The following is a 12961-nucleotide window of genomic DNA, read 5'->3' as shown; positions in this document are numbered from 1 at the left end:
GCGATACCATGGCTCAGTTGGCATTTCCACACTCGGGAACTAATTGGGCTCCAGATCCGACTACTGTTGGTGAAGCCTTGAATAACGACGGGCTCGTGGTGTCGAAATGCGGCGAAAATACTGACATTTGTGCTGGAGGGACATCCTTGGAGACAATCAAGGCTTACATTGCGCTGACGAAGCCAAGGGTGATTGAGCTCCTGCTGGTGGCAACAATCCCTGCCATGCTGCAGGCGGACCGTGGCGAACATCATGCAGGTCTAGTCTTGCTCACCGTCATTGGTGGTTGGATGGGTGCAGCTGCCGCCAACACCTTCAATATGGTCGCCGATTCTGATATCGACAAGGTGATGGGACGCACCCAGAAGCGTCCGCTCGCAAAGGCCACAGTCTCCAATCGTGCCGCGACGATCTTCGCGTGGACGCTCACCATCGTGAGCTTCCTCTGGCTTTGGTTGCTGTGTCACTCCTTGCTCGCTGCGGTGTTTGTCATGCTGACCATCGCGTTCTATATCTTCGTCTACACCAAGTGGCTGAAGCGTTCCACACCGATGAATATCGTGTGGGGCGGCGCAGCTGGCTGCATGCCAGTTGTCGTTGGCTGGGCTGTGATTAAAGACAACCTACCGGCTGGTTCTCCCTATGTCTGGTGGCAAGCCGTCGTGTTGTTCATGGTCATTTTCTTCTGGACTCCACCCCACACCTGGGCGCTGGCGATGAAGTACAAAGAGGATTACAAGGCTGCTGGCGTGCCCATGCTCCCCGTGGTTAAGGAGCCGCACGAGGTAACCCGGCAAATGGTCTGGTACACCTGGGCAACTGTGATTACCACCTTGTTGCTCGTTCCTGCTGCTGGCTGGGTCTATGCTGCGACTGCTGTAATCGCTGGCATCTGGTTCATCGTGATGGCGACCTCCCTGCACCGCAAGGTGTGTAAGGGCGAGGAAACTAAGCCTTTGGCGTTGTTCATCTTGTCCAATAACTACTTGGCAGTGCTCTTTGTTGCACTTTCTATCGACGCGATTATGGCTCTAGAACCGCTGCGTACCGTGTTGTTCTAGCCGACCCTCATTGTGCCCTGGCTGATTGATATCAGCTGGGGCACTTTTATGTTTAACTATCAACATGGGTTTATCAGCTGCCATTGGTTTGGCCACGTCCGCAGGGCTCAACGCCTACATCCCGCTGCTGGCCTTCGGGCTTCTGGCGCGCTATACGGAGCTCGTGACGCTCCCCGAAGGGTGGGTGTGGCTCAGCAACCCCATCTTGTTAGCCGTGGTGGGCGTTTTGTTGCTGATCGAATTAGTGGCCGACATGATTCCGGCCGTGGACTCCGTTAATGACGTGATCCAGACTTTGGTGCGACCTACCTCTGGCGGCTTGATGTTCGCTTCCGCATTCGGGGACCAAACGGTTTCATCCACGGAGACCTTCTCGAACCCTAAGACCTGGGGTCTTTTGGCTGCGGGATTTGTGATCGCGTTGATTATGCATCTGATGAAGTCCACCTCGCGGCCAGCCATTAATGCGGGGACGCTAGGTTTTGGTGCGCCAGTAGCCTCCACTGCTGAAAATGTTGCGGCGGCCTCACTCACCGGCGCGGCGCTCTTTGCGCCGGCGTTGGTGTTTGTGCTGCTGATTCTGCTGTTGGGTGGGGCCGCATGGCTGTTGTTGAAGCTGCGCGGTTGGCGCGAACGGCTGCGCGGCTAGCTAAGCGACGCGCTCGCGTCCGGCTGCGTAGAGCAGCGCAGTGTACGCGGTGACGACGCCCGAGAGGACAACGTGGAACGGCACTGTCCACCGTGGGACACCGAACCAGAATTGGATCATGCCGACAGCTGCTTGTAGCACGATGAAGAAAATCAGCAAGTAGCCGAGCTTACGGGAGCGCTGAGAGGAACGAACCGTGATGAGTGCAACCACCAGTCCGATGGTCAGCCCCAAGTAGAGGTACATGAATCCGGCGTGGACATGGGCCATTCCGGCGATGTCGACTTCAAGGCGGCCTTCCATGCCCTTGGTGGAATCGCCGGAGTGCACGCCTGCGCCAGTGACCATGGTGCCGGTGATCAGGACAGCAGAAAGGGCCGCAGCAGAACCGACGGCCAGGTAGCGCAGCGGACGTGGGTAGCGCCATTCGTCGCGGCCCTCGTCTGGGGCTTTGACATGCTCATAGAGCAGCGCCGCGAGCCAGATGAGGATGATAGAAGGCAGGAAGTGGATCGCAACCGCCCACCACTTCAGATCGAGGTGCACCGAAATGCCACCGAGCACTGCCTGGAAGATGACGCCAATGAGCTGGTACCAAGCATGGGCCTTCACGACGCTGCGCCGGCCAGCCAGATACACGGCGAGCAGCAAAAGACCAACGACTAGGCCAAGTACAACCGCGAGCCCGCGGTTACCGAACTCGATCAGTTGATGGATCCAGGGCGCCGCGCCTTCGACAGGGATCAGTGATCCTTCGTGACAATTCGGCCAGGTATCACAGCCCAAACCGGAGCCGGTCACTCGAACAACTGCACCGGTAAATGTAATGGCGATTTCACCGATGAGGACTGCAAGGGCCAAACCGAGCTGCGCCTTTGGTGCGGCGATTCGGCGTTGTGGGGTAGCGGTATTCACGGTTGTTTATCTTATCTGGTTGGCTCTGGAAGCCCGCATTGATGCCGGCGGAGACGGTGAGAGTCTTGCCACACCGTCGGGTGGGGCTACTGCCCGCTAGCTAAACCGGAATAGCCGGATCGCGGCGGCGGAGCTCACAGCCGCCCATACCGCGAGACTCAGCAAGTTCAGCCAGGCGATGGTGCCGTGGAAGGCTTGCCGAAGGGCGTCGGCAAAGGCCACGGAAGGGATCGCCAGGGAGTATCCGGGCACAGTGCCGCCACCGCGGAGCACGAAGTAGGCCGCAGCACCGAGAAGCACGAACCACGCGGTGTTCGCCACTGCCAGCACAACCTCTGAGCTCAGCGTGCCGCCGAGCAGCAATCCGATTGCGGTAAAGGTGCCCACGCCGAGCACCATAGCCAGCACTGTGGGGACAATCCCGCCCAAAGGCATGCGCCAGCCGAGCACTAAGGCCACGCTCCCCAGGATCAACGTCTGTACTAGTGCCACGCCGAGGACCGCGACCACCTTGCCAAAGATGATGGTCCACGCTGGAACTCCGGAAGCCCCGATTCGTTTCAAAGCGCCGTATCTGCGATCGAAGGCGACAGCAATTGCCTGGCCGGTAAAACCTGCGCTCATGCCAGCGACGGCAAGAGTAAAGGGAAAGACTGTGAAAACTGGTTTCTCACCTGGCAACAGGGTGGTTAAGGACAGCGCTATCAGCAGACCGAGCGGAATGATGAGGGAAAGCAGCTGCTGTTCACCGTGGCGCAAGAAGAGTTTTGCTTCAATGAGAGCCTGTGAGCCGATCATGGCGCCCATTCCCGCCCGCGCGGGATCAGGGGTGAAGCTGCCTGACTTAAACTGCTGGGTCATGGTGTTAGCTCCGCATCTCTCGGCCGGTGACATCGAGGAAGACTTCCTCCAGGGAGGTTGCATCGACGCCCAGGTTTCGGATCAGGACTCCTTGGCGCGCCGCCTCGGCAGTAACAACTGCGAGCAACTCCGGTGTGGCAGGGATTTCCAGGTGATAAGCCTGCGGACGAATTGGAGTGAGAGTACCCGTGGCGCCCGCGACTCGCAGCGCCGCCTCCATCGCTGGTACATCCAGGCTGGCCATGGTCTCTAGGTGCACGCTGGAAAGTTGTTCGGCGCGCGCCCGCATTAACTGAGCTGGGCTTCCGGAGGCAACGACGCTGCCTCGATCCACGATCACCACTTGGTCTGCCAGTGCTTCCGCTTCATCCATGAGATGCGTGGTGAGAACCACGGCAACGCCGTCGGCACGCAGCTGCGCGATGAGGTCCCACACTAGGAGCCGGGACTGTGCGTCCATGCCCGCGGTTGGCTCATCAAGAAAAACTAGCTCGGGTCTGCCGACCAGTGCGAGTGCAAGGGACAGGCGCTGCTGTTGCCCTCCCGAGAGGCGTCGATAAGCGGTGCGGCGGTGCTCACCCAGCCCCACCAGCTCTAGCAACCAATCCGGGTCCAGCGGGCGAGCGCTATACGACGCCACTAGCCGCATCATCTCTGCAACCCTGATACCGGGATAGGCTCCGCCACCTTGCAACATAATTCCGATGCGTCGTCGCACCTCATCGGTGTGGGTGACTGGGTTGAGCCCCAACACCCGGATCTCACCGCTCGACGGGGTTTGGAAACCCTCGCACATTTCGATCGTGGTGGTCTTGCCTGCGCCGTTGGGGCCGAGGAGAGCCAGCACAGACGCAGCGGGGACATCGAAGCTTAAGTCCGCGACGGCGACGGTAGAGCCGAAAGTCTTGCGCACGTTGCGCAAAGACAAGGCGATATCGGGAGCGTTCACAAGGAATCAGTGTAGGCCAACGATGCCGCGACGCTTTAACAGCCACCATAGGGCGCACAACAAGAGCGCGAACAGCACGGCAGCGCCGAAATAGATGCTGAGTACGGTCACGGGCGGTAGCCGTAGTCCACGAGGCAAGACGAAAAAGCTCATAATCACCGAATATCCCATTGCCAAGACACGAAATAGCGGTCGGTTTGCCCATGCAGCGAGTGGCGCCAGCGACCACAGCAGGTACCAGGGGTGTACGACGGGGAAGAGGACAACCATGACGAACATCGCTACGCCAAGGCCACCAACGGGGTGAATCCGGCCGTAGAGCGTGGCCAGCAGCATGCGGAGCATAAAGAGCCCGGCGATGAAAACGCCAACCGCCCGGGTGAACACCAACATCTGCTCGGTGTGGTCGCCGAGCTGCAGCCAGCTGCCCAAAGCGCCAGCGATGACGCCGACATCCGTGCTGATGGACATCCAACTGCGGATAGTGGCGGCGCCGCCTTGCCCGGTGATCCAGCCCAACCCGATCCCGGATACCGCTGTTACCAGCCCTGTGGTAGCCACCAACACAGCCAACATGCTGCCCGCTGCGACCGTTAGCGCGAAAATTTTATTAAAGCCGCGCAGCAACAGTTGGCGCGCTAGGGCCATCCCCAGGAATCCAAGCGCGATGAAACCTGTGACTTTGACCAGCCCCGCACAGGTGATCAGAGCGGCACCAATTACCAGAAGTACTGCGCCCTTACGGGGGCCGCGATCCACGCCCCGGAGACCGACCTCCAGGCCGACCAGCATGAAACCGATCAGGATGGCCTCGTTGTGAATCCCGCCAATCAGGTGCAACAGGCACAGTGGGTTCAGGATGCCGAGCCACAGCGCCGCATGTTTGGACACACGACACCGCCCCGCCAGCTTGACGACGCCCCAGGCGGCGGCCACTAGGCCCAGCACCGACACCAAGCGATGCGCTAACACCCCGAGCACGATGCTGTTGTTGGTAATCATGCTGATTCCAGCAGCGATCGCGAGGGCTACAGGACCGTAGGGGGACGGCGAGTGTGCCCAAATGAAGGGAACGCTGCGTGCCAAGGGATTATCGGGGCTGAGCAGGTCAATCGGGCCACCAGAGTAGGGATCCATTCCGGCAGCAACGATCGCACCTTGTGCCAGATAAGAGTAGATGTCTTGCGTAAAAAGTGGGGTAGTCAAGGAGATTGGCAATACCCAAGCAATGAAGGTGCGTCGCAGCATTTTCATGCTCACTCTGGCAGCATTCTCGCGAGTGCCCGTGATAGGGGCGGCCAGCGTGGTGGAGACGAAAGGAGCCATCAGCGCCCAGGCGAGGACCAGAAAACCGACGCCGATCAACGTGATGATCGATGAGGTAGTCAGCATTCGGGCGAGGATCTCGCCGCCCGGAAAGTGTGGATAGGGATTGTCAACTACCGGGAAGGCGCCAGCGCCCAAAGCGCCCATCCCGACCATGAGCGAACCAACTGTGCCGATCCACCGGAGCGTGGCGAATCTTTCGATCTCAGTAAAGTTCAGCTGTCGCGCATCGAGGGCGCGGTCGTCGTGAAGCTCAGCAGAGCGGGAACCTGGACTACCCAGCCGGGGCAGGGCATTCCTGAGCCACCCGAGGGGGCGAGTTTCACTGGAAAGTATCACGGAGCCAAATTCTACTCGAGCCGAGTCTGCGACCGTTTCGACGTGTCTGTGTCCTACCGCTGGACTTTAACGGCGAATTACGGAACACTTGTGTTGTCTAATAGATAAAGACATGGAAAGTGGTACAAGGAGGTGACGGTCTTGGCTCGAACAGAAGGACTCGAAGGACGCACGCGCAGCGACATTCTGGTCACCCTGCTCAAGCATGGGCCGTGCAGTGCCTCTTATCTTGGCGATCACCTTGGATTCTCCGCTGCTGGCGTGCGCCGGCACCTCGATAACCTCGAGGCAGAAGGGTTAGCAATGGTGGCCGCCACGCGAGGTGGCAGCACTCGGGGTCGTGGCCGACCAGCCAAGGAATACGTCCTTACTGATAAGGGACGTAGCCAATTCGGACACGACTACGACGGTTTGGCGGCCTCCGCACTGGAGGCACTCCGGGAAACCGGTGGGGAAGCGGCAGTGCGGGCATTTGCTCGCAAGCGGATCGAAAGCATCGTGGCGGGGATTTCTCCGGCCGGTGAATCGGCCGACTCCGTGAAGGAAACCACCGAGCACATCGTTGATGCCTTCGTGAAGTCGGGTTATGCGGCGTCGACAAGCAACGCAGGCAGTGGCGTGCAGCTCTGCCAGCACCATTGTCCGATCTCACACGTAGCTTCGGAATTTCCGGAGTTATGCGAGGCCGAACACCGTGCGATCGCGGAGCTGCTCGGGCAGCATATCCAGCCCTTGGCCACCATTGTGGATGGTCACGGCATTTGTACCACCAACATTCCACTGACTCCTATTAACAACTCACCCAAAGAAACATCCCAGCACAGGAAGGGAGTGGCTGATGACGCAGGCAATTAACCAACGCGATGTCAATGCCCAACTCACCGACGAAGAGATCATTGACTCCATCGGTGCCTACCAATTCGGTTGGCACGACCCAGATGCCGCTGGTGCCGCAGCGAAGCGCGGTCTGAACCAGGCCGTAGTTAAGGACATCTCCCGGCTTAAGAACGAGCCAGAGTGGATGCTGGAGCGCCGTCTGAAGTCGCTCGAGATCTTCGATAAGAAGCCAATGCCGAAGTGGGGTGCGGATCTTTCCGGCATCGACTTCGACAATATTAAATACTTCGTCCGCTCCACAGAGAAGCAGGCCACCAGCTGGGAGGATCTGCCCGAGGACATCAAAAATACTTATGACAAGCTGGGCATCCCGGAGGCGGAAAAGCAGCGCCTAGTGGCCGGCGTTGCCGCGCAGTACGAATCTGAGGTGGTTTACCACCAGATCCGCGAGGACCTGGAAGAAAAGGGCGTCATCTTCGTCGATACCGATACTGCTTTGCGTGAGCACGAAGAGATCTTCCGCGAGTACTTCGGCACCGTCATCCCTTCCGGCGATAACAAATTCTCCGCGCTCAACACTGCCGTGTGGTCGGGTGGCTCCTTCATCTACGTGCCCAAGGGCGTTCACGTGGACATCCCGCTGCAGGCCTACTTCCGCATCAACACCGAGAACATGGGTCAATTCGAGCGCACCCTTATCGTCGTGGACGAGGACGCTTATGTTCACTACGTTGAGGGCTGTACTGCGCCGATCTACAAGTCTGATTCCCTGCACTCTGCAGTGGTGGAAATCATCGTGAAGAAGGGTGGCCGCTGCCGCTACACCACGATCCAGAACTGGTCGAATAACGTGTACAACCTGGTGACCAAGCGCACCAAGTGTGAAGAAGGCGCCACCATGGAATGGGTCGACGGCAACATCGGCTCCAAGGTGACCATGAAGTACCCGGCAGTCTGGATGACCGGCCCACACGCTAAGGGTGAGGTCCTTTCCGTCGCCTTTGCTGGCGAAGGCCAGTTCCAGGACACAGGCGCAAAGATGGTGCACATGGCGCCATACACCTCCTCCAACATTGTTTCTAAGTCTGTGGCCCGCGCCGGTGGACGTGCCGCCTACCGTGGCTTGGTGCAGATTAACAAGGACGCGCACCATTCGACTTCTAACGTCGAGTGCGACGCGCTGTTGGTGGATAACATCTCGCGTTCGGATACCTACCCTTACAATGACATCCGCAACGACCACGTCTCGCTCGGTCACGAGGCAAAGGTCTCCCAGGTTTCCGAGGACCAGCTGTTTTACCTCATGTCCCGCGGCCTGGCCGAGGATGAAGCAATGGCGATGATTGTGCGTGGCTTCGTGGAGCCTATCGCCAAGGAACTGCCAATGGAATACGCCCTTGAGCTCAACCGACTCATCGAGCTGCAAATGGAAGGATCGGTGGGCTAAGCGCAATGACCGCCCCTGTAGAACGAGTTAAAAACGCCACTTACCACGACACCAAGGGAGACCTATTTTCCTCCTTTGATGTCGCGGACTTTGAGGTTCCGCACGGCCGCGACGAAGTGTGGCGCTTCGTCCCAATGCGTCGCCTGCGTGGCCTGCACGACGGCAGCTTCGCGACGCCAGTCGCCTCGAAGGTAGCCGTCGAACTGCCGGAATCGGCAAGCGGCATCAGTGTTGAAACCGTGACTAAAGACGATCCTCGCCTCGGTCAGGCGGGTGCACCAGTGGATCGCACCGCGGCTCAGGCATGGACTGCCATGAGCGAAGCAACCGTGGTTACCTTTGCCAAGAACAGCGTGAACGCGGATGCAGTGAACATCACCGTCAGCGGCTCCGGCGCGGACGTCACCTCCTTCGGCGCAATTACGATCATCGTGGAAGAAGGCGCGGAAGCACTGGTCAATCTGCACTTTGTTGGTTCCGGCACGCATTCCGATAACCACGAGTACATCGTTGGCGATAATGCGCGCTTGTCCGTTGTCGTCCACGAAGACTGGGCTGATGATGCGGTGCACCTCGCAGGTGAGCGTGCCCTCGTCGGGCGGGATGCTGTGCTGCGTCACGCCGTTGCCGTATTCGGTGGCAGCTTGGTGCGCCTGGTGCCACAGGTGAAGTTCGCAGGCCCAGGTGGCGACGCCGAACTCCTCGGTGTCTACTTCGCCGATGATGGACAGTTCTTTGAACAGCGTCTATTGGTGGATCACGCACACCCGAACTGCAAGTCAAACGTGTTGTACAAGGGCGCTCTGCAGGGCGATCCCAGCACCGAGCGCACCGAGGCCCGCACCGCATGGGTGGGAGATGTGCTCATCCGCGCCAACGCTCAAGGCACCAGCACCTATGAGGCAAACCGTAACCTTGTCCTCACCGAGGGTGCACGCGCTGATGCAGTGCCGAACCTGGAAATCGAAACCGGTGAAATCGCCGGTGCAGGTCACGCTGCCACCGTGGGTCGTTTCGATGACGAGCAGCTGTTCTACCTGCTGTCTCGCGGCATCGAAGCTGATGATGCCCGTCGCTTGATCGTCCGCGGCTTCTTCTCCGAGGTTATTGGTCGCATTCCGGGTGAAGCCACCCGCGAACTGCTGGAAGCCAAGATCGCGCAAGAACTTGACGGCACCGAACTTTAATCAAACTTAAAACAAGGAACGACATATGAGCACTCTTGAAATCCGTAACCTGACCGCCCAGGTGCTGCCTTCCGACGACAACGCTGAACCAAAGCAGATCCTGAACGGCGTCAACCTCACCATCAACTCCGGTGAGACCCATGCCATCATGGGCCCTAACGGCTCCGGCAAGTCCACTCTCGCTTACACCCTGGCGGGCCACCCTCGCTACGAGGTCACTGGCGGCGAGGTGCTACTCGACGGCGTGAACATCCTCGACCTCGAGGTTGATGAGCGCGCCCGCGCCGGCCTGTTCTTGGCAATGCAGTACCCAGTAGAGGTACCGGGTGTCTCCATGGCGAACTTCCTGCGTACCGCCGCCACTGCCGTTCGCGGTGAAGCCCCTAAGCTGCGCGACTGGGTGAAGGAAGTTAAGGAAGCCCAGGAAGAACTTTCTATCTCCAAGGAGTTCTCCGAGCGCTCGGTCAACGAGGGCTTCTCTGGTGGCGAGAAGAAGCGCCATGAGGTGCTACAGCTCGGTCTGCTTAAGCCGAAGTTTGCCGTGCTGGATGAGACCGATTCGGGTCTCGACGTCGACGCACTGCGCGTAGTCTCCGAGGGCATCAACAAGTACCAGGAACGCGAGAACGGTGGCGTGCTGATGATTACGCACTACAAGCGCATCCTGAACTACGTCAAGCCTGATTACGTGCACGTGTTTGCCAACGGAAAAATCATCACCACTGGTGGCCCTGAGCTTGCTGATGAGCTTGAGGCAAACGGCTACGACCAGTACCTGTAATGGCCACACTGACACATTCCGACGGATCGCTGAACACTCAGGCGATCCGGGCGGAATTTCCCATCCTGCGCCGTAAGGTACGCGGTGATCAGCCACTGACGTACCTCGACTCCGGTGCAACTTCACAGCGCCCGGAGCGGGTATGGCGGGTGGAAGAGCAGTTTGTGCTGCACACCAACGCGCCGGTGCACCGGGGAGCCTATTCGCTGGCCGAAGAAGCAACCGATGCTTATGAGTCTGCGCGCGCTGCAATTGCGGCGTTCGTCGGCGCAGCGCCGGAAGAGCTCGCCTTCACCAAGAATGCCACCGAGGCGCTCAACCTGGTGGCCTATGTCCTCGGCGATGAGCGGGCGGGCGACTTGGCTGTGAGTGAGGGTGATACGGTCGTCGTCACGGAGCTGGAGCACCACGCCAACCTGGTGCCGTGGCAGGAACTGTGCCGCCGCACCGGCGCGACGCTCAAGTGGTACGCCACCACTGACGACGGCCGGATTGACCTGGATTCGCTGGAATTGGATGATTCCGTGAAGGTTGTTGCCTTCACCCACCAGTCCAATGTCACCGGCGCGGTTGCTGACGTGCCCGAGATGGTGCGTCGTGCACAGGCCGTCGGCGCGTTGACCGTACTGGATGCCTGCCAATCAGTGCCACACATGCCGGTGGACTTCCATGCTCTTGGCGTCGATTTCGCTGCTTTCTCCGGCCATAAGATGTGTGGGCCCTCTGGTGTGGGTGCGGTATATGGTCGCGCAGAATTGCTGCGCCAGCTGCCGCCTTTCCTCACCGGTGGTTCGATGATTGAACTAGTGCGTATGGACGGTTCTACCTATGCACCGCCGCCGCAGCGTTTTGAGGCGGGGACGCAGATGACCTCTCAGGTGGTTGGTCTCGGTGCTGCAGTGCAGTTCTTGACCGAAATCGGCATGGAGCACATCGCAGCACACGAGCATGCACTCACCGAGTATGCGTTGGAGCAGCTGCAGCAGATCGATGGACTGCACATCTTCGGACCCCGTACCGCGGAAAGTCGTGGCGGTGCCATTTCCTTTGCCGTTGACGGTATTCACCCGCACGATCTCGGTCAGGTCTTAGACGATCAGGGCGTGTCCATTCGAGTTGGTCATCACTGTGCATGGCCTATCCACCGCGCGAAGGGAGTGCAAGCGAGCGCTCGCGCCAGCTTCTACCTCTACAACACGATGGAAGAGGTGGACCGGCTGGTAGCAGCAGTCCGGCATGCGCAGGAATTCTTTGGAGTAGCGTAAATGAAGCTAGAGCAGATGTACCAAGAAGTGATCTTGGATCACTACAAGCACCCTCAGCACGCCGGATTGCGAGAGCCCTTCGGTGCCGAGGTGCACCATGTCAACACCTCCTGTGGCGACGAACTGACGCTGCGGGTGCACCTGTCTGAAGACGGGGAGACCGTGGCAGATATCTCCTACGAGGCCGAGGGCTGCTCCATCAGCCAGGCATCGACCTCCGTGATGGCGGAGGAGATCGTCGGTCGGCCGGTGAAAGAAGCAATGGCAACCCTGGCCGCGTTCGAAGAGATGGTGACTTCACGCGGCACAGTCGAAGGTGATGCCGAGGTGATTGGTGATGGCATTGCTTTCGCCGGCGTGTCCAAGTACCCGGCCCGCGTGAAATGCGCCCTCCTGGGGTGGAAAGCATTCCAAGCGGCCACCGCTGAAGCTTTGGAAGGAAAGAAGTAAGTGAGCGAAGAGAACACCCCCGCACCGGAGGACACGAAGCCTCCGGTACCACCGAAGCCCGAGCAGTCCGAAGCGGACCTCGCTAAGGCAGCTGACGTTGAGGAATACCTGCGCGACGTCATTGACCCTGAGTTGGGCATTAACGTGGTTGACCTCGGCTTGGTGTACGACGTTTACATGGTCGAGGGCACCCATGCAGTAGTCAACATGACGCTGACCTCCCCGGCATGCCCGTTGACTGATGTCATTGAGGAACAGGCCGAGCAGGCTGTCGTGGGCGGCGGCGTCGCAGAGAAAATGACCCTGCACTGGGTATGGATGCCGCCATGGGGCCCACACATGATCACCGAAGATGGTCGCGATCAGCTACGGGCCTTAGGATTTTCGGTCTAGCTCTGCTTCGCCTGACCGATGGTCACCCCGGCGATGCATCCTGCGTATTGAGTTAGGTATGCGGGATGCCAGATGTCCGCCTCTGAGCGATGGCTCGCTACCGTGCCGCACAGCATTAGTGCGTCTGGCGCGGAAGCGAGCTTTTCGCCGTCTTCCATGGCGCTAAAGCCATTCGGGATCTCCACCATAATGCCGAAGAGATACAGTGCGAGGGCGATCTTCAGGAACGTGGAAAGACACCCGCGCTGCTTTTTCGGCTGCGCAAGTTGGGGTTGGATCGGCCCTTGGACAGTCTGCATTGCGGGAGTTGGCGCATGGCCCACCCGGTGTACCGGCTCGTGGAAAGTAGCTTTCAGTTCCTTCGGTTCGATGCCGTATTTTTCCAACTCGGCGGCCACATCCCGCTGACTAGGTTCGCGCATAAACCTTAAATTGATGCGACCTTGCTGTCCCGAGTTCAGCGTGTACGCAACGTAGTAGTCCTGTCCGATATCGGCCATG

The 12961-nt window shown here is 59.2% G+C and carries 14 protein-coding genes; 9 read left to right on the top strand and 5 right to left on the bottom strand.

Features of this window, described 5'->3' with window-relative positions; all coding sequences use genetic code 11:
- The first annotated feature begins 146 nt into the window (after positions 1-146).
- Entirely contained in the window at positions 147-1061 is a 915-nt protein-coding gene (locus WG936_RS00625; protein ID WP_339563664.1) for a heme o synthase, read from the top strand.
- A gap of 64 nt (positions 1062-1125) precedes the next feature.
- Positions 1126-1710 carry a DUF4126 domain-containing protein gene (locus WG936_RS00620; protein ID WP_339563520.1) on the top strand — a complete coding sequence of 195 codons (585 nt, stop codon included), beginning with the start codon at positions 1126-1128 and terminating at the stop codon, positions 1708-1710.
- On the opposite strand, the gene WG936_RS00615 is transcribed toward WG936_RS00620, so the two are convergent.
- The 4 genes from WG936_RS00615 to mptB all read right to left on the bottom strand — a co-directional run bounded on the left by WG936_RS00615 (position 1711) and on the right by mptB (position 6100).
- Complete coding sequence (locus WG936_RS00615) at positions 1711-2625, bottom strand: COX15/CtaA family protein (protein ID WP_339571837.1); 915 nt, start codon at positions 2623-2625, stop codon at positions 1711-1713.
- Positions 2626-2721: 96 nt separating this feature from the next.
- Positions 2722-3486 carry an ABC transporter permease gene (locus WG936_RS00610; protein WP_339571836.1) on the bottom strand — a complete coding sequence of 255 codons (765 nt, stop codon included), beginning with the start codon at positions 3484-3486 and terminating at the stop codon, positions 2722-2724.
- A 4-nt stretch (positions 3487-3490) separates the two neighbouring features.
- A complete protein-coding gene (locus tag WG936_RS00605; RefSeq protein ID WP_339571835.1) occupies positions 3491-4435 on the bottom strand; it encodes an ABC transporter ATP-binding protein in 945 nt (314 codons plus the stop codon).
- A 6-nt stretch (positions 4436-4441) separates the two neighbouring features.
- A complete protein-coding gene (gene mptB, locus WG936_RS00600) occupies positions 4442-6100 on the bottom strand; it encodes a polyprenol phosphomannose-dependent alpha 1,6 mannosyltransferase MptB (protein ID WP_339571834.1) in 1659 nt (552 codons plus the stop codon).
- 132 nt (positions 6101-6232) lie between these two features.
- Between mptB and WG936_RS00595 the strand changes: the two genes are divergently transcribed.
- Genes WG936_RS00595 through WG936_RS00565 form a run of 7 tightly spaced genes read left to right on the top strand, consistent with a single transcriptional unit; the run spans position 6233 to position 12460 of the window.
- Positions 6233-6955 carry a helix-turn-helix transcriptional regulator gene (locus WG936_RS00595; RefSeq protein WP_445227916.1) on the top strand — a complete coding sequence of 241 codons (723 nt, stop codon included), beginning with the start codon at positions 6233-6235 and terminating at the stop codon, positions 6953-6955.
- Complete coding sequence (sufB, locus tag WG936_RS00590; protein WP_339563526.1) at positions 6939-8384, top strand: Fe-S cluster assembly protein SufB; 1446 nt, start codon at positions 6939-6941, stop codon at positions 8382-8384. Before WG936_RS00595 ends, sufB begins: the two co-directional genes overlap by 17 nt.
- 5 nt (positions 8385-8389) lie before the next feature.
- Positions 8390-9571, top strand: coding sequence for a Fe-S cluster assembly protein SufD (gene sufD, locus WG936_RS00585; RefSeq protein WP_339571832.1), 1182 nt, complete (start codon positions 8390-8392; stop codon positions 9569-9571).
- Between the two features lie 25 nt (positions 9572-9596).
- Complete coding sequence (gene sufC / locus WG936_RS00580) at positions 9597-10352, top strand: Fe-S cluster assembly ATPase SufC (RefSeq protein WP_339563528.1); 756 nt, start codon at positions 9597-9599, stop codon at positions 10350-10352.
- On the top strand, positions 10352-11617 hold the full coding sequence (locus WG936_RS00575) for a SufS family cysteine desulfurase (RefSeq protein WP_339571831.1): 1266 nt from the start codon (positions 10352-10354) through the stop codon (positions 11615-11617). Before sufC ends, WG936_RS00575 begins: the two co-directional genes overlap by 1 nt.
- Complete coding sequence (gene sufU, locus WG936_RS00570) at positions 11618-12067, top strand: Fe-S cluster assembly sulfur transfer protein SufU (protein WP_339563530.1); 450 nt, start codon at positions 11618-11620, stop codon at positions 12065-12067. It begins immediately after the preceding gene.
- Complete coding sequence (locus WG936_RS00565; protein ID WP_339571830.1) at positions 12068-12460, top strand: metal-sulfur cluster assembly factor; 393 nt, start codon at positions 12068-12070, stop codon at positions 12458-12460.
- Here the strand turns inward: WG936_RS00565 and WG936_RS00560 are convergent.
- Positions 12457-12960, bottom strand: coding sequence for a hypothetical protein (locus WG936_RS00560; RefSeq protein ID WP_339571829.1), 504 nt, complete (start codon positions 12958-12960; stop codon positions 12457-12459). The two genes, WG936_RS00565 and WG936_RS00560, sit on opposite strands and share 4 nt — an antisense overlap.
- Position 12961 lies beyond the last annotated feature (1 nt).

The organism is Corynebacterium sp. H127 (assembly GCF_037482665.1).
Lineage (GTDB): Bacteria > Actinomycetota > Actinomycetes > Mycobacteriales > Mycobacteriaceae > Corynebacterium.
The sequence above is the reverse complement of the archived record's forward strand: the minus strand, read 5'-3'. Positions and strand labels throughout refer to the sequence as shown.

Coding starts and splice junctions, on each gene's coding strand:
- WG936_RS00620 (WP_339563520.1), top strand. CDS start 1,126: ATGGGTTTATCAGCTGCCATTGGTTTGGCCACGTCCGCAGGGCTCAAC.
- WG936_RS00610 (WP_339571836.1), bottom strand. CDS start 3,486: ATGACCCAGCAGTTTAAGTCAGGCAGCTTCACCCCTGATCCCGCGCGG.
- sufB (WP_339563526.1), top strand. CDS start 6,939: ATGACGCAGGCAATTAACCAACGCGATGTCAATGCCCAACTCACCGAC.
- sufD (WP_339571832.1), top strand. CDS start 8,390: ATGACCGCCCCTGTAGAACGAGTTAAAAACGCCACTTACCACGACACC.
- sufC (WP_339563528.1), top strand. CDS start 9,597: ATGAGCACTCTTGAAATCCGTAACCTGACCGCCCAGGTGCTGCCTTCC.
- WG936_RS00575 (WP_339571831.1), top strand. CDS start 10,352: ATGGCCACACTGACACATTCCGACGGATCGCTGAACACTCAGGCGATC.
- sufU (WP_339563530.1), top strand. CDS start 11,618: ATGAAGCTAGAGCAGATGTACCAAGAAGTGATCTTGGATCACTACAAG.
- WG936_RS00560 (WP_339571829.1), bottom strand. CDS start 12,960: ATGGCCGATATCGGACAGGACTACTACGTTGCGTACACGCTGAACTCG.